Consider the following 20,991-nt stretch of genomic DNA (forward strand, 5'->3'; position numbering starts at 1 on the left):
TCAGGCCTCGCCGAAACCGTCTTGCACCAGCGCAAGCACGGCAGCAAGCGCTGCCTTGCCATCGGGGCCGGCGACGCGGAAATGCAGCGTCGCTCCCTGCGGTGCCTTGACGCGCATCACCTTCACCGGACTCTTCGCATCGGTCCAGGGCCCGTCCGGCGCAAGCGCAAATTCGATCTTCGCTGCGAAGCCTTTCGCGCACTGCGTGAGCTTGACCGACGGCCGCGCATGAAGACCGACGGCGTTGACGAGAACCGCCGAGGCCGTCAGCGGCGCGAAGGCGTTGGCCGCCCGGCTGGCGTTGACATCATGCATAGAATTCCTCCGCGCTACGTTTGACCGCGGCGAGCGACGAACCGCCCGAGGACTCGGTCGCGGCGATCACGGCACCCTCAACCACCGGCGCATTGCAGACAACGACGCGCGCGCGCCGATCTTCAGCCAGCATCTCCACAGCCATTTCCGAATTAGTCTCCGCACCGCCAAGATCGACCAGAATCGCCACGCCTGCCGGCGACCATGCCGTTTCGATCGCTTCGAGGATGCCGGCGACATTTGTGCCGAGCCCGCCATCGGTATCGCCGCCGGTCCAGCCGAGCGGCACGGCGTTGCCTACCATCTGGCGCACCATATCCGCCGCGCCTTCCGCGATTTTGGAGGAATGCGAAACGATGACGATGCCGACATTGCCGGAACTTGAATTGCTCATGAAGTTGCCTCGAATTCCAGTGCCGCAATCGCTGCACTGATCAATAGGGACGCCGAACGCGACCCAGGGTCCATATGGCCGATGGATCTTTCGCCGAGGAAAGATGCCCGACCGCGGGTCGCAAGCATCGGCACTGTGCGATCGGCGGCTTGCGCCGCCTCGGCCACGATCGCCCTCGCATCACCGCCGCCAGCAAGTAAGGCCTGCACCGGCACCAGGACATCCAGCAGGGTCTTTTGCCCCGCCTCCGAACGTCCGCGCGTCTTGACCGCCGCAATCGCATTGCCCACCGCCGCGACGAGATCGGCACGCGCCGGCTCGTCCGGAAGGGCTTTGCCAAGTTCCATGAAGAAGGTGCCGACCAGCGGTCCGGATGCACCACCAACCTTCATCACCAGCGTCATGCCGATCGCCTTCAGCATCTCCGGCAAGGATTTATCTGCAAGGCCAGGCAGCGTCGCGAGCACGGCCTCGAAGCCGCGCTTCATGTTCAACCCATGATCGCCGTCGCCGATCGCCTGGTCGAGGCTAGTCAACTCCTCGGCGTGCGCGATCACCGTCGCCGCCAATGCCCGCACCAGTCTTTCCCTCGCTTCCCTATCGAGAGTCATGCCGCGACCCTCACACCGGCCGCGTCAAAGAACAGCGGGTTCTTGAGCTGGAGCGACACGACGTCCCCGGCGCCGAGCCTTGCTTCAGGGTCGGACAGCGTCACGACGGGTTGGCCGCCGAGATCGAGGTGGAGGTGGCTCTGGTCGCCGAGATGCTCGATCCGCGTGACGGTCGCCGACACGTCGCCGCCACCGCGGGCGATGGTCAGGTGCTCGGTGCGAGCGCCGATGGTCCTGGCCCCGACCGGCGCGCCGGCAAAGAGAGCCGCCGGCAACAGGTTGATCGCCGGCTGCCCAAGCCGCGCGGCGACATGGGCGTTGATCGGGTTCTCGTAGATCTCCCGCGGCGTACCGATCTGCATCAGTCGCCCGGCCTCGATGACACCGATGCGCGAAGCCATGGTCATGGCTTCGGTCTGATCATGGGTGACATAGAGGATGGTCGCGCCGAGATCGGTCTGGATGCGTTTGAGTTCAAGCCGCATTTCACCGCGCAGCTTGGCATCCAGCGATGAGAGCGGCTCGTCCATCAGATAGATCGCGGGCGACCGTACCAGGGCCCGGCCGATCGCGACGCGCTGCATCTGTCCGCCCGACAACTGGGTTGCCTTGTTTTCCAGCTTGGTCTCGATGTGAAGCAGGCGCGCGACTTCCCGCACCCTGGCGCGGATTTCGGCCTCCGCTACGCGACGGATCGGCGCACGCAGCGCAAACGCCATGTTCTCGAACACGGTAAGGTGCGGGTACAGTGAATATTGCTGAAAGACGAAGGCGACGTCGCGATCGGCCGGCGCGTCCCCGGTGACGTCGCGTCCGCCGATCCGGATCGAACCGCGGTCCGGCATCTCCAGTCCGGCAACGAGGCGCAATGTCGTCGTCTTGCCGGCCCCCGTCGGCCCGAGCAAGGCAACGAATTCGCCATCTCCTACCGTCAACGACAGATCGCTGACCGCCTGTGCCTTCTTGAACGCCTTGGAGACCGCCCTGATTTCGACCTCAGCCATGCGTGCCTCCGTCATGCAACGCAGTGCGGATCGCCCGGCCGGACGTCTTGTCGAAGATCGACAGCGTATCGGGCCGAAAGTCGAGCCCGACATTCTGCCCGGTTCGAAATGACACGCTGGCGGGAGACCGGGCCTTGAGCGCGCCATAGCGCGTCGTCACCGTCACGATCTGCGTCGTGCCGAGATATTCCGATCCGTAGACTTCGCCCCGCACGGCGCCGAGATCGGCGAAGCGCACATGCTCGGGCCTGACCCCGAGAACGAGATCGCGCTCCGGCAGCCCTTCGCGCGCCGCGGGGATGGCAACATCGCGCTCGCCGAGTCGGATCGCCCGCGCGCCGGCTTGCAGGTCGCCGCGGAACGGCAGGAAATTCATCGGCGGCGAGCCAATGAAATCTGCAACAAAGAGTGAGGCAGGCCGATCATAGATGTCGCGCGGGCTCGCGACTTGCTCGACGACACCGTTGTTCATCACGGCGATCATATCGGCCATCGCCATGGCCTCCAGCTGGTCGTGCGTGACATAGACCGTGGTCGCTCCGAGCCGGTCGTGCAGCGCACGCAATTCACGGATCATCGCCTCGCGCATTTCGGTATCGAGTGCGCCGAGCGGCTCGTCCATCAAAAAGCATTTCGGCTTGCGCACGATCGCCCGCCCTAGCGCGACACGCTGCCGGTCGCCGCCGGCAAGACCCGACACCGGCCGGTCGAGAAGGTGCGAAATGCGCAGGATCCGCGCGGCCTCCACGACCCGCCGGTCGGACTCGGCCGCGCCGATGCCCTCGCATTTTAACGGGAATCCGATGTTGCGCCGGACGTTCATATGCGGGTAGAGGGCAAAGAGCTGGAATACGAAGGCGATATCGCGCGCCGAGGCGCGGTTCATCGTGACGTCCTCGCCGTCAAGCCGGATGGTACCGGCCGTCGGCAGTTCAAGCCCTGCAATCATGCGGAGCGTCGTTGTCTTGCCACAGCCCGAAGGTCCGAGCAGGCAGAGGAACTCGCCATCTTCCACCGTGAAGCTGGCAGCCTTGACAGCATGGAAATCGGCGAACGACTTGTCGAGCGCTTCGACCTTGATCTGTGCCATCCTCCCTACTCCCTGATTTTCGAAACGATGGTGAACATCACGGTACCGAGCAGCGTGGTCGCGAACGACCAGGAATAGAGTGTCAGCGAAAACGGCTGCATCAGCATGAAGACGCCGGCGGCGATGATCGCCGTCGCGACGGCTTCCAGCGGACCGCGCCGCAGAATTCTGTCCGTCAAGCGGCGGCCCGTCATGGAGGAGTTTGCACCGAGGCTCATTTGCGAACGGCTCCAAAGGTAATGCCGCGCAACAGATGCTTGCGCAACAGCACCGTGAATAGGACGATCGGCACCAGGAACAGCGTGGTGCCGGCGGCGACCGCGGGCCAGTCCTGCCCGCCCTCGCCTATGATGATCGGAATAAAGGGCGGCGCTGTCTGTGCGTTCCCGGAGGTCAGGAGCACTGCGAAGGCGTACTCGTTCCAGGCGAAGATCAGGCAGAAGATCGCAGTTGCCGCGATCCCTGTCGTTGCTTGCGGCAGCACCACCTTCACGAAGGCCTGAAAGCGCGTGTAGCCGTCGATCATGGCCGCTTCCTCGTACTCGCGCGGGATCTCGTCGATGAAGCCCTTGAGAAGCCAGACGGCGAGCGAGACATTGACCGAGGTGTAGAGCAGGATCATGCCTAGCCGTGTATCCGACAACCCGATGGTGCGGTACATCAGGTAGATCGGGATCGCGACCGCGATCGGCGGCATCATCCGCGTCGACAGGATGAAGAACAGCAGATCGTCCTTCAGCGGCACGCGGAACCGCGAGAACCCGTAGGCCGACAACGTGCCGAGAGCAACCGCGAGCACCGTCGAGCCGAAGGCGATGATCAAAGAATTGACGAAGCGCGGCACATAATTCGACGGTCCGGCGACAACCATGTTGCGGCTACGAGCAATTTCATCGCACGTTCCCTGGGGCGGTCCCAGCGTGCGGATGAATTCCGGCGTCTGGCGCGAGCGCGTGGTGAAGAGATTGCAGAAGCCTTCGAGCGACGGCGTGAAGAAGACCTTGGGCGGATAGGAGATCGCATCGTCCGGCGACTTGACCGAGGTGAGAACGATCCAGACCAACGGAATCATCGTGATCACGGCGTAGAGAACCACGAGCGAACCAGCCAATCGCCTTGTATTGGGTGATGGTTCGACGACGGAATGGGCTGTGTTGGCGATGCTCATCGGCTTTTCACCCGGTTCAGCGCCTTGACATAGATGTTGGCGAGACCAAACACCGTCACGAAAAGAATGATCGCAAACGCCGACGAATAGCCGGTCCGCCAGCTCTCGAACGCCGCGCGCTTGAGCGTGATCGAGGCGACCTCCGTGGTCGATCCCGGCCCGCCCCCGGTGAGCAGGTTGACCATGTCGAACATCTTGAAGTTCTCGATGCCGCGAAACAGCACGGCGAGCATGATGAACGGCAACGCCATCGGCAGCGTGATCGACCAGAACTGCCGCCATTTCGATGCGCGGTCGACCTCCGCCGCCTCATAGATGTAGTCCGGTATCGATCGCAGGCCGGCAAGGCAGATCAGCATCACATAAGGCGTCCACATCCAGGCGTCGACGATGACGATCGCCCAGGGGCTCAGGGTCACATCACCCAGCATCTGGAACGACGAGGCGGAGCGGCCCGTGAGAAAGCCGACCACATAGTTGAACAGCCCGATCTGCGGCTGATAGAGAAACGTCCAGAAATTGCCAACCACAGCTGGCGAGAGCATCATCGGCAGCAGAATGATGGTCGTCCACATGCCGTGGCCGCGGAATTTCTTGTCGATCAGGAAAGCAAGACCAAATCCGATCACGGTTTCGATGACGACGGTCCAGAACACGAAATGGGCCGTCACCTGCATCGCCGCCCAGATGTCCGGATCGGTCAGGATGGTCTGATACCAATCGATCCCGAGCCACTTCACCGGGGCATTGGCCCGGTTGGCCCGATAGTTGGTGAACGACAGATAGATGGTCCAGACCAGCGGGAAGATGTTGATCGCCAGCAGCAGCACGATCGTCGGGGTGATGAACAGCCATGCGAGCACCTTGTCGGACAAGCCCCGGATACGACGCACCACGGCGGCCTGCACGGGCACGGCGCCGTAAGTAATCCGCGATGAGGCACTCAAATCGTTCATGGCGTCGACTGGTCCTGATGCGCCGCTATTGTCGGCGACTGAAGCAAGTCCTGGTATTCCCGGAAAGAATGGCCTGGAGCGCGAGCGAACCGCGCTCCAGGCCGCTATCCTAGAACTTCTTGCCCTCTTCCTTGAAGATGGCTTTCCAGTCTTTCACCAGCCCGTCGAGCGCCTCCTGCGCGGTGCCCTTGTCGGCGACCACGTAGTCATGGACGCGCTTCTGCTCGGCTTGCAGGAGCTGGGCGTAGGACGGCTCGGCCCAGAAGTCGACGACCATGCCCATCGACGTCAGGAATTCCTTGGCGAACGGGGCGCTGTCCGGGAAGCTTGGGTCGTTCAGCACGGACTTGGCGCAGGAATAGCCGCCCAGCGCCCACCACTTCTTCTGCACGTCGCCGCCGGCGAACCATTTGATGTATTGCAGCGCTTCGCCTTGGTTCTTGGAATAGGAAACCACGGAGATTCCCTGTCCGCCGAGCTGGGTTGCCCGGGTGGTGGCGGCGGGATTGGAAAAGAAGCCGATCTTGTCGCCGCCGACATTCGGATCCTTGTGAAGACCCGGGAAGAAGGCAAAGAAGTTCATCTGCAATGCCACCTGGCCGGACTTGAAGGCGTCAAGGCCTTCCGACATGTAGGAGTTGGAAGCGCCCGGCGGCGTGCAGCACTTGTACAGTTCCTTGTAGGCTTCGAGCCCCTTGACGGCACCCGGCGAGTTGACGAAGCCGTCCATCGCATAGGGCTTGTTGGGGTCCTGGTATTTGAAGCCGTAGTCGTAGAGATAGTTCGAAACCCCCATGGTAATGCCTTCCGAGCCGCGCTCGGTATAGATCGACGCACCATAGACCTTCTTGCCGTCGATCTCACGGCCCTGGAAGAATTGCGCGATGTCACGGAGTTCGTCGAGCGTCTTCGGCACGGCGAGATCACGGCCATATTTGGCCTTGAAGTCCTTCTGCACGTCGGGCCGCGCAAACCAGTCCTTGCGATAGGTCCAGCCCACCGCGTCGCCCATCGCCGGCAGCGCCCAGTAGTTCGGCGTGTTCTTCGGCCACTGTGCATAGCCGACCACGGTAGCCGGCATGTAGTCGTCCATGCTGATGCCTTCCTTCTTGAAGAAATCGTTCAGCTTGACGTATTGGCCGTTCTCGGCGGCGCCGCCGATCCACTGTGAATCGCCGATCAGGAGGTCGCACAGCGAACCGCGCGAATTGAGTTCGTTGAGGAAGCGGTCGGCGTAGTTGGTCCAGGGCACGAATTCGAACTTCATGCCGATCCCGGTCTTGGTGGTGAAGTCCTTCGACAGTTCGACCAGTGCGTTGGCCGGGTCCCAAGCGGCCCAGCACAGCGTGATGGTTTTGCCCTGGGCTTGCGCGGGCGTGGTCATAGCTCCGCTACCGAGCACGGCGCCAAGGGCACCGCCTGCAACAAGAAGCGCCTTCATCGTGTTCATGCGCATTTCCCTCCATTTGAGCCCCGCCATCGACATGGCGCGGCGTTCCTGCCCGCTCGAATGCTTCGAGCAGTGCGACACAGTCCGTGACGGTTTGATTCACTAAACTAACGTTTCCTCGCGCTTTCCCGGATTCTTAAGGACCGGCGAAGCTCGATTTGTTTAGTTAGGCACGATTTACTAAACATTGCAAGTGAGCTGTCGCTGCCAGGCGCGATGTGGGCTCGAAATGAGCCGGATCCCAAGCCAGTGTCCCTTATCGTGGTTTCCCCGCTTGCTTGTGGCAGCCGGGGCAAAGCTCACAAAGCAATTAGCTCAGACGCTTTGGGCGGCGGATTCGCGCGGCCCGCTGGCGCTCCAATATCAACGCAATTCATTTTGCTGCGCCAGTTCACAGTCCGCTGCGGTCACCCATCGATATTCCGGATTGCTCGCGACAACGTGGCAACTTGGGGGCGCGAGGCGATCGCGCATCGTTCGAATGGCGAACCGAGCATCCGCACCAGTTTCGCACCAGAAACGGCCTGTTGGCTCACCACACCAGAAACGCGTCAATTTGCTGCTCCTGCAATTCGAGCCCATCCGTTCGAGATCGAACTTGCGGTTCAGACCTCGTGCCGAGGACTCGCACAATACCCGATCCCAACGTGTGCGGTGTCGGCCACTTCTTCGCAAGTAGCCATAAGAAAATCCGCCACGAGAAAACATCACTACTTCCCGTCGCTCACGTTGCGACACGCCAGCTGGCTTCAGGCGCGATTAAAAAATCTGCGCTTATTGATTTCTATCAAAGCGGGTATCTCAGGCCAACGACGCTCCAGGTCGCGCAAAGCGGCACTTAACATTGTGTTATGTTTCTCGAATAACAGAGTAATTGTGTTATTTCGTCGATGAACTATCGTGGCGCGGCATTCGACCGGCGGCGCAGTCCAGGTCGATAGTGAAATGCACAACCGTCAATACGCGAACTGGAAAGTCGAGACGCAACAAGCGCTCGGCTCGTTGCATGCAATTTTTCGAAGAAGCCCGTCAAGGGACTTTCAGCAAACACAATTGGGAGAAACCAACGTGGCAAGTTCACCAGCTCAAAGCGAACACGATAAGAGTCAGTCGAAGAAGGCCGCCGCCAGCGGCTGGATTGGATCGGCGCTCGAATACTACGACTTCTTTATTTATGCGACGGCAGCGTCGCTGGTATTCCCGCAGATATTTTTCCCATCGGAGAATCCTACCGTCGCCATCGTCGCTTCGCTTGCGACATACGGCGTCGGCTACGTTGCACGGCCTATCGGCGCATTCTTTCTCGGGCACTGGGGCGACACCCACGGCCGAAAAACCGTGTTGATCCTCTGCATGTTCCTGATGGGCATCTCCACGATGGCAGTCGGCCTCCTGCCCACGTATCAGCAGGTCGGTATACTGGCGCCGGTGCTTCTCGTTATCTTGCGCCTCATCCAGGGCTTCGCCGTCGCCGGAGAAATATCCGGAGCCAGCTCAATGATCCTGGAACATGCTCCGTTTGGCCGGCGCGGATTCTATGCGAGCTTTACGCTGCAAGGCGTACAGGCCGGACAGATTCTTGCGGCGGCGGTTTTCCTGCCACTGGCAGCCTACATGCCTACCGAGGCGTTCAACAGCTGGGGTTGGCGGATACCCTTCCTGCTCAGCTTCTTTGTCATCGTCGCCGGCTACATCATCCGTCGTGAAGTTGACGAGACGCCGGCTTTTGCCAAGGAGGACAAGGAGGGCAACGTTCCGAGAGCGCCGATCGTCCAGGCCGTCAAGCACAGTTGGAGAGACATGATCCGTGTCGTCTGCATGGCGCTCATGAACGTTATCCCGGTGGTCGCCACGATATTCGGCGCGGCTTATGCGGTCCAACCGGCATACGGCATCGGCTTCGAAAAAGATGTCTACCTGTGGATTCCGGTTCTCGGCAACATGCTGGCCGTGTTCGTCATCCCGTTCGTCGGCAACCTGTCGGACAAGGTCGGCCGCAAACCGCCGATCATCGTCGGCGCCCTCTCTTCCGGATTGCTTGCGTTCGGCTATCTTTACGCGATCAGCATCCACAATGTGCCGCTGGCAATCTTCATATCGCTGTTGATGTGGGGCGTCGTCTACCAGGGCTACAACGCCATCTTCCCGAGCTTCTACCCCGAACTATTCCCGACGCGAACCCGGGTCTCGGCGATGGCGATATCCCAGAACATCGGGACAACGATCACGGCTCTGCTTCCTGCGCTGTTTGCAATCGTGGCGCCTCCGGGCTCGACCAACATCCCCCTCACCGTCGGAGCAATCGCCTTCGCTATTACCGTGATCGCAGCGCTGGCGGCTGTGACTGCCCGGGAAACCTATCGGATCAACATCAATGATCTCGGAAATCCCGGCGCTGTTCCAATGCCGAAGGCAGACTATGAGAGGATGCGGGCTCAGGCCGCAAGTGGAGCAGCTGTTGTTCTGACGTGATGGTTGGATGAGACCCGAAGAGACGAGGGAAAAGCCGCAACGTCGCAGCGATTGCGCGGTGTACCGTGCCTAAATGTGAAGCTGCCGCCATCGAAGCAAACCGAACGAAGGCGGCAGCTGGCTCCCGATAATTTAACCAGACACGAGAGACTACGGCAGCATGACACCCCAAGCCGAGTTTCACCAACGCGATCGCGATCTTCATCCTCCGGCGCACACGCCCGTTTACAAGACGAGCGTACTGCGCTCACCGCGCATCCCGCTTTGGTCTCTGCAAAATTCGCTATCGGAGGTAACCGGCCCGATATTTTCGCCTGACGAACTCGGTCCGCTCGATAACGATCTCGTCCTCAATTATGCCAAACAGGGCGAGGCGATCGGCGAGCAGACGATCGTTCACGGTTACGTACTCGACGGCAATAGCCAGCCGGTATCCAACACGCTAGTCGAGGTATGGCAGGCCAACGCCGGCGGACGCTACCGTCACCGCAACGACACCTATATCGCGCCGATCGACCCGAATTTCGGTGGCTGCGGCCGGATGCTGACCGATGAGCGGGGCTATTACTTCTTCCGGACGATCAAGCCTGGCGCATATCCGTTTCGAAATCGCATCAACAGCTGGCGGCCGGCCCACATCCATTTTTCGGTGTTCGGAACCGGCTTTGCGCAAAGACTGATAACCCAGATGTATTTCGAAGGCGATCTGCTCATCCCCCACGATTCCATCATCGCAACCATCCCCGACAAGTCGGCGGCAGATCGTTTGACCGCAAGGCTCGACCTCAACGCATCGCGCCCGCTGGAGTGCCTCGCCTACCGCTTCGATATTGTGTTGCGCGGGCGCCGCCAGACCTTGTTCGAAAACAAGCTTCAGGGAAGCTGACATGACACCGCCCCCCTTCATTCCTTCCTATCTGCCGGAGACGCCGTCACAAACGGCCGGCCCCTACGTTCACATCGGTCTCATACCGGAACAAGCGGGCTTTGAAATCTTCGAAAACAACTTCAGCGGCGATATCGCCGGTCCGGATGTCGTGGGCCAACGCATCATCATCGAGGGACGAATCTTCGATGGCGCCGGCCACGTGACAAAGGACGTCCTGGTGGAGACCTGGCAAGCGAACGCGGCCGGGCGATACAATCATCCGGCTGACATGCAGAACAAGACAATCGACCATAACTTCCGCGGGTGGGCTCGGACCGGAACGGACTTCGCCACCGGACTTTACACAATCCGCACCATCAAGCCGGGAAGCGTGGCGGGCCGTAAGGGCCGCAAGGCGATGGCGCCTCACGTCAATTTCTGGCTGGCCTCTCGCGGCATCAATATCGGCCTCGCTACGCGCATGTATTTTGGCGACGAGGAAGCGGCGAATTCCGATGATCCGGTCCTGAACATTATCGAGCAACCGGAACGGCGCAAAACATTGATAGCGCCGCGATCGGAACGCGACGGTGCGCTCGTCTATACGTTCGACATTTATCTTCAGGGCGATCGGGAGACTGTGTTCTTCGATGTTTGAAGTGACTGCGCCGACGATCGGCACAGATGGGTTTTGGACCAACCACCAACGGAGGAAGATGATATGGCGACGGACGAGCAGATCCTAGCCTCGGTAAGGCCCGGCAAGCCACCGGTCAATTGCCCCGTGCTCGGCACCTGGCGGCTGCGAACCTATGTTCGCGAGCGCTTGTCTGACGGCCAACGGCACAACCAGTTCGGAGAAGCACCGGACGGCTACATCGGTTATGCGCCGGACGGCAGGATGTACGCCATCTTCACGCGCGACGACCGCGTGGCGCCTCGCGACGTGGTGCCTACTGACGAAGAAGGCGTTCAATTGCTCGGTACCATGGTCGCCTATGCCGGCACTTTCTCATTGGGAGAAAATGTCGTGGTTCATCACATCGACACATCCTGGAATCAGGCATGGACCGGCACCAACCAGATCCGGCACTTCGTACTGGAGGCGAATACCCTGACGATCACGACCGCTCCGTACAAGAGCTATCTGGATGGCACCATGGGCCGGTCGATTCTCGTCTGGGACAAGGTGTCCTGATGCCACGCTTCTATCCGCGAGAGATTTGCGATGAATGATCCATTTACAATCGAGGGAGCGCATGTGCTGGTTACGGGCGGCTCGAGCGGCCTCGGACGTTTTTTCGCGGTATTTCTTGCCGCGCGAGGGGCGCGCGTAACCGTCGGTGCGCGCCGTGCCGAAGCGTTGGCAAAGACCGTCGAAGATATCGGCAACGCCAAAGGCCAGGCTCAAAGCGTCGTGATGGATGTCACTGTCGCAGCGAGCATTGAGACCGCGTTGGACGCCGCCGAAGCACACTTCGGTCCGGTGGAGATTGTCATCAACAACGCCGGCGTGACGGCGACCCGACCGGCCCTGCAGCAGGACGAGGCAGACTGGGACAAGGTTATCGATACCAATCTGAAAGGAGTCTGGCTGGTCGCGCAAGCAGTTGGACGACGAATGGTCGCGCATGAGGTGAAGGGCTCGATCGTCAACGTGGCTTCGATCCTTGGCCTGCGGGTCGCAAGTTCCGTCGCTCCATATGCCGTCTCGAAAGCCGGCGTGGTACAAATGACGAAGGCGCTGGCGTTGGAATGGGCGCGCTATGGCATTCGTGTGAACGCACTTGCGCCCGGCTACTTCGAAACCGAACTCAACGACGATTTCTTTCGGGAGGCCGCGGGCGAGGCCCTCATCAAGCGGATTCCGCAGCGGCGGCTTGGCGAATTGCGGGAACTCGAGGGGCCGCTTCTGCTGCTGGCTTCGCAGGCTGGTTCCTACATGACCGGAAGCGTGATCGTCGCAGACGGCGGCCACGTCGTTTCGACCCTTTGAATGGTGGCTTCTTACGGACTTCAAAGCTTCAGCGAAGCAAGGATGATGTTCCAATGAACGCAAACGACAGGCATCCTTTCGAGACCAACTTGGACCGGCATCCGTCCAATTACATACCGTTGTCGCCCGTCAGCTTCCTGACCCGCGCCGCAAGCGCCTTCGCCAGCAAATTGGCCGTGATCGATGGCGAGCGTCGCTATACCTATGCGCAGCTCCTTGATCGCTGTATCAGGCTCGCATCCGGATTGGCGCGGCTTGGGGTCAAGCGGCTCGACACCGTGGCGATCATCGCATCGAACATTCCAGAAATGATCGAAGCGCATTTTGCCGTACCGATGCTTGGAGCTGTACTCAATCCACTCAATACGCGCCTCGACGCTGCGAATATCGCTTTCTCACTGATGCATGGAAGCGCCAAGGTTTTGATCGTCGACGCGGAATATGCGCCGCTGGTGCGGCAAGCCCTGCAACAGGTAGATCGAGAGATCGTCGTCATCGATATCGCTTCCCCTGATTTACCGGTCGACCCACTAGGCACGCATGCCTACGAGGCGCTCCTCGGCACCGGCGACCCGAATTTTGACTGGCCTGGCGTTACAGATGAATGGCAGTCGCTATGCCTGCTCTATACTTCAGGGACCACCGGCGACCCAAAAGGCGTCGTCTATAGTCACCGCGGCGCCTATCTTTCGGCGCTCGGCAACGGCTTCAGCTTCGGACTCACATTCGACAGCATCTACCTTTGGACATTGCCGATGTTCCACTGTTCCGGGTGGTCTTATCCATGGGCAGTTGTCGCCGCGGGCGGCACGCAGATATGTCTTCGCAAGGTCGAGCCAGCACAGATCTTCCGGCTGATCGCAGAACATCGGGTCACGCATCTTTGCGGTGCACCTATCGTCCTGAATATGCTGGCTCACGCGCCCGCAGAACAGCGAGTGCCGTTCCAGCACACGGTGACGGTTGCGACCGGTGGCGCGGCACCGCCCTCTGCCGTCTTCCGGTCGATGGAAGCCCTCGGCTTTCGGGTGACACATCTTTATGGGGCTACCGAGACCTACGGACCCGCGACTTCCTGCGTCTTCCAGCCGGAGTGGAACGCGCTGCCGGATGATGAGCGCTTTGCCAGGATGGCGCGGCAAGGTGTTGCATATCCCATGGTCGAGGCGGTTACCGTCGCCGATCCCAAGACAATGGTCCCGGTTCCGCGCGATGGCACGACAGTCGGCGAGATCATGGTGCGCAGCAACACCGTGATGAAGGGGTATCTCAAGAACGAAGCTGCAACGGCAAAAACCCTCGTCGGAAACTGGTGCCTCTCCGGTGATCTCGCTGTTTGGCATCCCGATGGTGCGATCGAGATCAAGGATCGCTCCAAGGACATCATCATCTCCGGCGGCGAAAACATTTCGAGCCTTGAGGTCGAAGAGGTGCTTACGCAGCACCCTGCAGTGATGTTAGCGGCAGTCGTCGCCCGTCCTGACCCGAAGTGGGGCGAGACACCCTGCGCATTCCTCGAACTCAAGCCAGGCGCGACCCGGCCCGACGACAAAGAGGTCGTTGCCTTCTGTCAGGCACGCCTGGCACGTTTCAAGGTTCCCAAGGTTTTTATCTACGGCGCGCTGCCGAAGACATCGACAGGAAAGATACAAAAGTTTGTGCTCCGTGATCAGGCGGGCGCATTGTGAACAAAGGGCCTGATAGCGCGAAAGAGCATCGCAAGGTGGACCGCTCACCGGTTGGGCGTTCCATGACGATGCAGCACGCCGAGGCCAACGGTATCACGATCGCTTACGGCGTCCGGGGCTCGGGGCCACCGCTTGTTCTCATCATGGGTTATCGCCTCGGTTCGCTCGCATGGCCGCTCGCCTTCATCGAGGCGCTGGCGGAGCGGTTTACCGTGGTGCTGTTCGATAATCGCGGGACGGGTACAAGCGACAAGCCCACATTCGGTTATGAAATCTCAAATATGGCCAGGGATGTAGGGGGCCTTCTAGATCATTTGAAAATCGCGCGGACCCATGTCCTTGGCTATTCAATGGGAGGCGCGATCGCGCAGGAATTCATTCGGCAATTTCCCGATCGGGTCTTGGGTCTGGTGCTTTGCGCGACGACGTGCGGCGGTCCACGCGCAGTATACGCACCACCGTCCGTTGTCCGCGTGATGCGAGAGCTCGACGGGTTGAAACCGGAGGAAATCGCCCGGCGGATCTGGGAGGTTACATATTCGCCGGGATACCTCGAGAACCACCGGGACCTGGCCGAAGACCAGATGCGGCGCGAGATCGCGGCGCCAACCCCTTTGCACGCCGCGGATCTACAGTTTCAGGCGTTTGCGGAATTCGATTGCTCCAAAGCGCTTCCGAACATCAAAGCCCCAACTCTTGTGCTGACCGGCGATCTCGACCGGTTGGTATCACCGCAGAACTCCAAACTCATCGCAAGTCACATTCCGGGGGCGAGCCTGGTCGTCATTCCTCGCTGCGGTCATCGAATGATGTGGGAAGCCACCGATGAATGTATCGGGTTCGTCACGGAATTTCTGAGCGTTTCCGAAGAGCGTCGCGAAAATATGGCTTCGCCTGTCTCGCAAGACGGTGACGACACGCTGGAAGATTTCGTCGGCCTTTTCACGCCCGCAGTCGACCTTTTTACGGACTTGCCGTGGATGCTGGCGGGAGCCGGGATCGATACGATGACGATCGCCCGGCAATCGATCTATTTCGCAGGCAAGGCTCAGTTTGGTGACGGCAAGCCAATAATCCTCGTCCCGGACTTCAGCAACAATCTGCCTTTCCTGCTGCTCTCGAATTGGCTCAAGGTGCTCGGCTATCGCCCGGCGACCACCGGCCTGTCCGTGAATATGGACGACCAATCGGTAACGGGTTTGATAGGCGCCGTTACCCAACGAATCGGCAGGAAGGCGGTGCTGGTAGCTGCCGCCTCCGGTGTGCCGTTCGCATCGGCGATGGCCGAGGCCCATAAGGAATGGGTGTCCGACATCGTCGTACTCAATGCTTCCCGCCACCCTGACATGCCTTCCGGCATTCGATCCCATTTCATCGCGTCCGGCTGGTCGCTGCTTCTTGCCATGGCCGCTTTGCCACAAGTGTTGCGAAACATTCAGATCGAACTGATCGAACCATCGGAGTCACCATGAGCCGCCTCGTCTACGTATTGAACGGTCCCAACCTTAATCTCCTTGGCAAACGCCAGCCTCACATCTACGGCCACGAAACTCTTGCTGACGTCGAGGCCGATTGCCGCAAGGTCGCCAGCGAGCACGGACTTGAACTTCGCTTTCACCAGTCGAACCGCGAGTACGAGATCATCGACTGGATTCACGAGGCAAGAGAAGTTGCGTCCGGCATCGTGATCAATCCTGCCGCATTTACACATACGTCGGTTGCGATCCTTGACGCACTCAATACCTTCGAAGCCACCGTCATCGAAGTCCATATCTCGAACGTTCACAAGCGCGAGGAATTCCGCCATCACTCCTATGTCTCGCTTCGCGCCGATGGCGTGATCGCCGGGCTTGGAACCCAGGGATATGCGCTGGCGCTGCGCCGTCTTGCGCACTTGCTCGATAAATCAGCCGCAAAATGAGTTCGGATTCCAGGGCGGCGGCGTCGAAAATCGCCATCCTCCGCTCTGCACGGCCATCTTGATGAGAAGAGGAACACGCCAATGACGATCAGCGGACGCACAAAGCTCATTGCCCATCTCGGCTATCCGACCGAGAGCTTCAAGGCGCCAATGATCTACAACCCCTATTTCGAGAGATACAACATTGACGCCGTTGTCGTTCCGATGGGCTGCAAAGCCGAGGACTACCCTGCCTTTCTCGAGCTCGTGTTCAAGCTTTCCAATATCCATGGTGCGCTTGTCACCATGCCGCACAAGGTGACCACTGTCCCATTGCTGGATGAGGTCATGACCACGGCGAAGGTCGCGGGTGCGTGCAACGCAGTCCGTCTTGGCCCGGGTGGCACCCTCGTCGGTGACATGTTTGACGGCGAAGGTTTTGTTCGCGGCATTCTGCGCAAAGGCCGGGTGTTGGCGGGAGCGCGCGCGCTGGTCGTTGGGGGCGGTGGCGTCGGCTCAGCGATTGTGGCGTCACTGGCCAAGGCTGGCGTGGCCGAGCTTGCGCTGTTCGATGCCTCTGCTGCGACAATGAACGGTTTGGCGGAGCGTTTGCGAGCCTATTATCCGGCGTTGAAGATAGAGGTCGGTTCCAGGGATCCGGCCGGATTCGATGTTGTCGTCAACGCAACGCCGCTCGGAATGAAGGATGGTGACCCGTTGCCGATGGACGTTGATCGAATTGCTTCCTCGACGCTCGTCGGCGAAGTCGTGATGAAGCAGGAAATCACGCCGTTTCTGGCGGCGGCAAGGGCGCGTGGCTGCGAAATTCAGGTCGGCACCGACATGCTGTTCGAGCAAATACCAGCCTATCTCGAGTTCTTCGGCTTTCGCACCACCACGCCGGAGGAACTCAGGGCTGTCGCGCAGATCGACTACTGAGAAGATCGTCCTCAGGGCGGGCCGTTCGAGCCAGCTACGGCCAGGCAAGCCAAACACGTTCGCTCGCGAAGCGAGCGAACGCTGCCGCGTGGCACTATGGATTTCCCACCAGCACAAAAGGCGCCCAGACGCTGGGATGCGCAGTCTCGCCGCCCTTGGCAATCCAGGTCGCGATCGAGCGGCGAAGCGCCTCGGCGCGGTCGATATCGGAATGCGACGCCATGGCACGGGTTGCGCCCGTGGTGATAGCTACGGCCGCGTCCGAACCGACAGGCCAGTGTGAGACCAGCAGGGCACGTGCGCCTGCATAAAAGAACGCTCTGGCAAGGCCGGAGAAGGCTTCAGAATTTGATGCGTCGCCGCCGCCTGCGGTGTTGCAGGCTGAAAGCACGACCCAGTCGGCGTCGAGCTTGAGGGCGGAAACCTCCGATGACGAGAGATAGCCGTCATCGGCCTGCGTGGCTGCGGCAGGCGGTGTCAGGATCAATCCAGGCTCGATCGAACCATGGACCTGGCCTGCAAGCGCCCCGTGCGTCGCAAAGTGGAGAACGCGATACTGTTCGAGGCGTCCGCCTTCGCTAAGCGACTTTATCCTGGCTTCGCTTGCCTCATTGCCGAGATAAACGTCGCCTTTCGGCGTAAAGCTACTCGCCACCATGCACAATTCGACGGCCGTCTCGGGCAGCGGCGTCAAGCGCTTGAGCTGCTCGATGTCGGCGGTGCCGCCTGAAAGCGCCACGGCTGAACGTCGCCCTCTTTGAGCTAGCTGACTCGTTCGCAGCTCCGAGCTTTCCGCGCAATTCTGAAAAAGGCGCGCCTGCTTGACGCGATCCAAAACCCAGCTCTGACCATCTCCGTTCAGCAGCGGATTTCCAAAACCGATGAACGGCTTTTGCGCCCTGCTCTTTTGCGCGACTTGACGTAGCGCCTTGAGGCTTGAGACCGACGGCAGGACGGTCGCCGCAAACTGTTTGACCAGCCATGGCGCCTTGGCGAGATCCTGCCGGCTGCCGCCCGGCGCCGGCTTCTCGGTCAGCAAAAGCTGGAACGGCAGCGTGGCCAGCGGACCGGATGGCACAAGAATAAGCTCCTTGCCCGCAATATCCTTTGCGACCGGCTCAAGGAGCGCCTGGTAAAGCCCGAACGCTTTGTTCAAATCGAACGGCAATGGGTCGCCTGCAGCCGGTGACCGGCCAAGGCCGAGCTTTTCAGCGCAAGCCCTGGTGGCGTCCATCCATGCTTCCTGATCAACGCCGCAGCGCAAGATGCCGATCGTTTCTGCCAGTTCCTTTGCACCGATCGGAGTGGCATGCCATCGGACGTCCAGGCGCGTGACGGCCCAGACGAAGGTGAAGCGCGAGGTCGTAGTGAACAACAGCAGCGCCTCATTCGGACCGAGCTGCTTTTGAATATCTTCGATGGCAATGGGGGCCTTGGTGATGAGCGTTGCATATCCCGGGAATTGGGCGGCGATCGAGCGATCCAGTTCTCTTATCTGGTTGGCAATGCCCGACGCCTGCGCGCGAATTTCCTGCTCTGTCTGCGGGTTGCGCGCGGCATTCGGCTGTGAAATGGCCGCGATCAGCAATCGATCGATCGCAAGCGCCTGGTCACTCAGATCTTGCCGCTGACGAACCCGTGCCGACAGGTCCCCGCTGCCCGCCGCAACGCGCGCTGACATTCCGGCAATCGCCCTTGCCGCCTGCCCGTCGCCGATCCACTGCGCAGCCTCGAAAGCCTGGGATCGCAACGTGATCGCCTTGGCGTTGTCGGAGGTCTCTGCGAGCTGGTAGGCGGCAACGATTGCCCCGGGGAAAGGATTTGTGGTGTCGCGGATCTTTGGCTCGGCTGTTGTCTGCGCCTCGCTCAATTCATTGGAGCTGCGGCCGATCGATGCTGCCGAGGCGCGTGCAAACGCATCGTGGGCCTGCTGCCAATCCTTCGAGTCCAGGTAGTGCGCGCCGAGATTGATGAGACTGGTGACGACGTCCGGATGCACCTCGCTCAGGACACTCAAACGGATATCCAGCGCCCGCTTCAGGAGCGGTTCTGCCTCCTGAGGCCTTCCACTGCTATCCATGATCACAGCCAGATTATTGAGGCTGTTGGCGACCAGCGGGTGGAGTTTGCCGAGCGCGCCCTCGCGTATGGCAAGAGACCGGCGCGCCAAAACTTCTGCTTCGGCGTAACGCTCATCGTCGCTAATCAGCGTCACGAGATTGTCGAGCGCGATAGCGACATCGAGATGGTTCGGTCCGAGGCTTTTTTCGCGAATGGCCAGCGATCGGCGAAACAGCGGTTCGGCTTCCTTCTTTCGACCGGCGTATGCCTTCGCGTCAGCGAGATTGTTCAGTGCAATCGCCACGTTTGGGTGATCCGGTCCGAAAGCCTTTTCCTGAATGGCAAGGGCACGAACAAGCAGGCCTTCTGCTTCTGAAGCCCTGCCCTCTCTCGAGAAAACAATCGCAAGATTGTTGAGGCTGGCGGCGACGTCGGGGTGAGCGGCCCCCAGCGCCTTTTCCCTGATGGCCAATGCACGTCGCGCCAGTTGTTCGGCCTCCTGGAGCCGCCCCTGCAGACGCCTCAGTTCTCCCAGATTGTTGAGCGTTGCGGTAACATGGAGGCTATCGGGGCCATGTCGCTTTTCCTGAAGCGCAAGCGCTTCAAGGAAGCGCTCCTCAGCGAGCTGCAGCCTGCCTTGCGCCTTGTACACCTCTGCTATGTTGTTGAGGGCAACCGGGACCATGATATCCGCTTGCCCCGATGCGCGTTTGAAAACTTCCAGCGCCTGGCCGTAGATATCGAGCGCCTCCGCCTCTCTCAATTGATTGTGACGGACATTGCCCAGTTGCATCCGCGCCAATGCCGTCGTGAGATGGTCGCGGCCCAATGTGCTTTCATCGATGGCGATCGCGCGCAAAGCATCGCGTTCGGCGTCCTTCAGCCGGTTTTGGCTGAATGCGATTTGGCCGAGCGGGGCGAGCACAGCGGCAACATCAGGATGATTTACACCGAGCGTCTTCTGGCGGATGGCAAGCGCTCTTCCAAGCACCGTTGCAGCCTCGGTCGTTTCGCCCTGCGCTTGCAGCGTCTGACCAAGCACGACAAGGGTCGTCGCCGTCAAAGGCGACTGCCGTCCTGAAACTTTTTCGGCTTCACTTGTCAGTTTGCGCGCCAGCGCTACGGCTTCCCCGTATCGCCCTTCCTGAGCAAGCGCCGTAATGCGTTGCATCAGCGTCAGCATTTCCTGCGGGCCCGCCCGGCAAGGCAACACAGCCATGCCTGCGAGAAACACGGTGACAATAGTTAAGCCAGCAAATCTTCGACTTACTCGCATGCCTCAACCGCCCGAATCCGCACTGCAAGAAGTTTGACATCGCTGCTCTCTGAGGCCGTAGCATGGCGAAAGCCAAACTCTGCCGCATCACAGGCTTTCGCAAGACGCCGTGCGGATCCAGAATGATTGATACCCTTGTTGTCGGATCGTCATCGGATTGACGTAAACTATCATCCCTCGTTTGGGCCGAGTTCGCAGGCTTGCCGAACCTGGAGAGGGCGCTTGCACAGGTTTCGCACCAGAATGGGCGTTGACGAGATACGGCGATCGCGTGCGAAAGCCACGAAAAGTGCAGGAAAATCAACAGACGCGACCTGGATTACGCCGCTCATAGCGGTCTGGTTGCAGGTTCGAGTCCAGCCGAGCTTTCCTCAACAGCCGCGGCAGATTGATCCTTCAAGCATCTTCTGGAGCCGCGCGTCTTCCTTGTCGATGGTCGGGTCCGTACCAAGCAACGGCCCGTTCATGACGTGGCCACCGATGCCGGATGGCAGTGCCGTACCCAGAGAATTCGTCCCCGGTGCAGCACCGCTCGTGCCGAGCGCTCCGCCGCCTGCTATCGACATCGACATGTGGGATCCCATCCCGCCACGGGCAAACGCGGCTTCCGAGAGCACAAGGCAGGCGGCGAACAAGAGAAGCGAAACTGGTTTCATGGTTCACACTCCATGCGTTGCGACGACCTGAACTTAAAGGTAGGTGCCGCGCGCCGCCCGGCCGCACACGATTGCGCGAGCAGATCATTACAATCCCGACAGGATTCTGCGCTGAAGGCCTCATCTCGGCCGATCCGCTTCTGCGCC

At 60.3% G+C, this 20,991-nt stretch carries 20 protein-coding genes; 9 read left to right on the forward strand and 11 right to left on the reverse strand.

Annotated features, from left to right (window positions below):
* The 9 genes from V1283_RS29345 to V1283_RS29385 form a co-directional block, all read right to left on the reverse strand.
* Complete coding sequence (locus V1283_RS29345; RefSeq protein WP_334390088.1) at window positions 1-315, reverse strand: HPr family phosphocarrier protein; 315 nt, start codon at window positions 313-315, stop codon at window positions 1-3.
* Complete coding sequence (gene dhaM / locus V1283_RS29350) at window positions 308-709, reverse strand: dihydroxyacetone kinase phosphoryl donor subunit DhaM (protein WP_334390089.1); 402 nt, start codon at window positions 707-709, stop codon at window positions 308-310. Before dhaM ends, V1283_RS29345 begins: the two co-directional genes overlap by 8 nt.
* Window positions 706-1,320, reverse strand: coding sequence for a dihydroxyacetone kinase subunit DhaL (gene dhaL / locus V1283_RS29355; RefSeq protein ID WP_334390090.1), 615 nt, complete (start codon window positions 1,318-1,320; stop codon window positions 706-708). Before dhaL ends, dhaM begins: the two co-directional genes overlap by 4 nt.
* Complete coding sequence (locus V1283_RS29360) at window positions 1,317-2,324, reverse strand: ABC transporter ATP-binding protein (protein WP_334390091.1); 1,008 nt, start codon at window positions 2,322-2,324, stop codon at window positions 1,317-1,319. The genes dhaL and V1283_RS29360 overlap by 4 nt, the downstream gene beginning before the upstream one ends.
* Window positions 2,317-3,414, reverse strand: coding sequence for an ABC transporter ATP-binding protein (locus V1283_RS29365; protein ID WP_334390092.1), 1,098 nt, complete (start codon window positions 3,412-3,414; stop codon window positions 2,317-2,319). Before V1283_RS29365 ends, V1283_RS29360 begins: the two co-directional genes overlap by 8 nt.
* Window positions 3,415-3,419: 5 nt before the next feature.
* Complete coding sequence (locus tag V1283_RS29370; RefSeq protein WP_334390093.1) at window positions 3,420-3,632, reverse strand: hypothetical protein; 213 nt, start codon at window positions 3,630-3,632, stop codon at window positions 3,420-3,422.
* Window positions 3,629-4,582, reverse strand: a complete 954-nt coding sequence (locus tag V1283_RS29375) for a carbohydrate ABC transporter permease (protein ID WP_334390094.1) — start codon at window positions 4,580-4,582, stop codon at window positions 3,629-3,631. Before V1283_RS29375 ends, V1283_RS29370 begins: the two co-directional genes overlap by 4 nt.
* A complete protein-coding gene (locus V1283_RS29380; protein ID WP_334390095.1) occupies window positions 4,579-5,538 on the reverse strand; it encodes a carbohydrate ABC transporter permease in 960 nt (319 codons plus the stop codon). The genes V1283_RS29375 and V1283_RS29380 overlap by 4 nt, the downstream gene beginning before the upstream one ends.
* Before the next feature lie 109 nt (window positions 5,539-5,647).
* A complete protein-coding gene (locus V1283_RS29385; RefSeq protein WP_442895892.1) occupies window positions 5,648-6,979 on the reverse strand; it encodes an ABC transporter substrate-binding protein in 1,332 nt (443 codons plus the stop codon).
* A gap of 1,077 nt (window positions 6,980-8,056) precedes the next feature.
* Here V1283_RS29385 and V1283_RS29390 point away from each other — a divergent pair.
* The 9 genes from V1283_RS29390 to V1283_RS29430 all read left to right on the forward strand — a co-directional run bounded on the left by V1283_RS29390 (window position 8,057) and on the right by V1283_RS29430 (window position 16,851).
* On the forward strand, window positions 8,057-9,460 hold the full coding sequence (locus tag V1283_RS29390) for an MFS transporter (RefSeq protein ID WP_334390096.1): 1,404 nt from the start codon (window positions 8,057-8,059) through the stop codon (window positions 9,458-9,460).
* A gap of 160 nt (window positions 9,461-9,620) precedes the next feature.
* Window positions 9,621-10,346 carry a protocatechuate 3,4-dioxygenase subunit beta gene (gene pcaH / locus V1283_RS29395; RefSeq protein WP_334390097.1) on the forward strand — a complete coding sequence of 242 codons (726 nt, stop codon included), beginning with the start codon at window positions 9,621-9,623 and terminating at the stop codon, window positions 10,344-10,346.
* Window position 10,347: 1 nt separating this feature from the next.
* Entirely contained in the window at window positions 10,348-10,986 is a 639-nt protein-coding gene (pcaG, locus tag V1283_RS29400; protein WP_334390098.1) for a protocatechuate 3,4-dioxygenase subunit alpha, read from the forward strand.
* A 63-nt stretch (window positions 10,987-11,049) separates the two neighbouring features.
* A complete protein-coding gene (locus V1283_RS29405; protein WP_334390100.1) occupies window positions 11,050-11,526 on the forward strand; it encodes a lipocalin-like domain-containing protein in 477 nt (158 codons plus the stop codon).
* 30 nt (window positions 11,527-11,556) lie between these two features.
* Window positions 11,557-12,324: an SDR family NAD(P)-dependent oxidoreductase gene (locus tag V1283_RS29410; RefSeq protein ID WP_334390102.1), complete on the forward strand. Its 768-nt coding sequence runs from the start codon at window positions 11,557-11,559 to the stop codon at window positions 12,322-12,324.
* Between the two features lie 53 nt (window positions 12,325-12,377).
* Window positions 12,378-14,012 (forward strand): AMP-binding protein, encoded by a 1,635-nt coding sequence (locus V1283_RS29415; RefSeq protein WP_334390103.1) that lies wholly within the window; start codon window positions 12,378-12,380, stop codon window positions 14,010-14,012.
* Between the two features lie 62 nt (window positions 14,013-14,074).
* Window positions 14,075-15,484, forward strand: a complete 1,410-nt coding sequence (locus tag V1283_RS29420) for an alpha/beta fold hydrolase (protein ID WP_334390104.1) — start codon at window positions 14,075-14,077, stop codon at window positions 15,482-15,484.
* A complete protein-coding gene (gene aroQ, locus V1283_RS29425; RefSeq protein WP_334390106.1) occupies window positions 15,481-15,933 on the forward strand; it encodes a type II 3-dehydroquinate dehydratase in 453 nt (150 codons plus the stop codon). Before V1283_RS29420 ends, aroQ begins: the two co-directional genes overlap by 4 nt.
* A gap of 81 nt (window positions 15,934-16,014) precedes the next feature.
* Window positions 16,015-16,851 carry a shikimate dehydrogenase family protein gene (locus V1283_RS29430; RefSeq protein WP_334390107.1) on the forward strand — a complete coding sequence of 279 codons (837 nt, stop codon included), beginning with the start codon at window positions 16,015-16,017 and terminating at the stop codon, window positions 16,849-16,851.
* 94 nt (window positions 16,852-16,945) lie between these two features.
* On the opposite strand, the gene V1283_RS29435 is transcribed toward V1283_RS29430, so the two are convergent.
* Both V1283_RS29435 and V1283_RS29440 read right to left on the reverse strand, forming a co-directional pair.
* A complete protein-coding gene (locus V1283_RS29435; protein ID WP_334390108.1) occupies window positions 16,946-20,083 on the reverse strand; it encodes a CHAT domain-containing protein in 3,138 nt (1,045 codons plus the stop codon).
* 476 nt (window positions 20,084-20,559) lie between these two features.
* Entirely contained in the window at window positions 20,560-20,844 is a 285-nt protein-coding gene (locus V1283_RS29440) for a hypothetical protein (protein WP_334390109.1), read from the reverse strand.
* Window positions 20,845-20,991 lie beyond the last annotated feature (147 nt).

Origin of the sequence: Bradyrhizobium sp. AZCC 2262 (genome assembly GCF_036924535.1) — a bacterium.
In the GTDB taxonomy this organism is placed as follows: domain Bacteria; phylum Pseudomonadota; class Alphaproteobacteria; order Rhizobiales; family Xanthobacteraceae; genus Bradyrhizobium.

Excerpts from the sequence above, each read along its gene's own strand:
- V1283_RS29345 (WP_334390088.1), bottom strand. The coding sequence starts at position 315 with ATGCATGATGTCAACGCCAGCCGGGCGGCCAACGCCTTCGCGCCGCTG.
- dhaM (WP_334390089.1), bottom strand. The coding sequence starts at position 709 with ATGAGCAATTCAAGTTCCGGCAATGTCGGCATCGTCATCGTTTCGCAT.
- dhaL (WP_334390090.1), bottom strand. The coding sequence starts at position 1,320 with ATGACTCTCGATAGGGAAGCGAGGGAAAGACTGGTGCGGGCATTGGCG.
- V1283_RS29360 (WP_334390091.1), bottom strand. The coding sequence starts at position 2,324 with ATGGCTGAGGTCGAAATCAGGGCGGTCTCCAAGGCGTTCAAGAAGGCA.
- V1283_RS29365 (WP_334390092.1), bottom strand. The coding sequence starts at position 3,414 with ATGGCACAGATCAAGGTCGAAGCGCTCGACAAGTCGTTCGCCGATTTC.
- V1283_RS29370 (WP_334390093.1), bottom strand. The coding sequence starts at position 3,632 with ATGAGCCTCGGTGCAAACTCCTCCATGACGGGCCGCCGCTTGACGGAC.
- V1283_RS29375 (WP_334390094.1), bottom strand. The coding sequence starts at position 4,582 with ATGAGCATCGCCAACACAGCCCATTCCGTCGTCGAACCATCACCCAAT.
- V1283_RS29380 (WP_334390095.1), bottom strand. The coding sequence starts at position 5,538 with ATGAACGATTTGAGTGCCTCATCGCGGATTACTTACGGCGCCGTGCCC.
- V1283_RS29385 (WP_442895892.1), bottom strand. The coding sequence starts at position 6,979 with ATGAAGGCGCTTCTTGTTGCAGGCGGTGCCCTTGGCGCCGTGCTCGGT.
- pcaH (WP_334390097.1), top strand. The coding sequence starts at position 9,621 with ATGACACCCCAAGCCGAGTTTCACCAACGCGATCGCGATCTTCATCCT.
- pcaG (WP_334390098.1), top strand. The coding sequence starts at position 10,348 with ATGACACCGCCCCCCTTCATTCCTTCCTATCTGCCGGAGACGCCGTCA.
- V1283_RS29405 (WP_334390100.1), top strand. The coding sequence starts at position 11,050 with ATGGCGACGGACGAGCAGATCCTAGCCTCGGTAAGGCCCGGCAAGCCA.
- V1283_RS29410 (WP_334390102.1), top strand. The coding sequence starts at position 11,557 with ATGAATGATCCATTTACAATCGAGGGAGCGCATGTGCTGGTTACGGGC.
- V1283_RS29415 (WP_334390103.1), top strand. The coding sequence starts at position 12,378 with ATGAACGCAAACGACAGGCATCCTTTCGAGACCAACTTGGACCGGCAT.
- V1283_RS29420 (WP_334390104.1), top strand. The coding sequence starts at position 14,075 with ATGACGATGCAGCACGCCGAGGCCAACGGTATCACGATCGCTTACGGC.
- aroQ (WP_334390106.1), top strand. The coding sequence starts at position 15,481 with ATGAGCCGCCTCGTCTACGTATTGAACGGTCCCAACCTTAATCTCCTT.
- V1283_RS29430 (WP_334390107.1), top strand. The coding sequence starts at position 16,015 with ATGACGATCAGCGGACGCACAAAGCTCATTGCCCATCTCGGCTATCCG.
- V1283_RS29435 (WP_334390108.1), bottom strand. The coding sequence starts at position 20,083 with ATGCAACGCATTACGGCGCTTGCTCAGGAAGGGCGATACGGGGAAGCC.
- V1283_RS29440 (WP_334390109.1), bottom strand. The coding sequence starts at position 20,844 with ATGAAACCAGTTTCGCTTCTCTTGTTCGCCGCCTGCCTTGTGCTCTCG.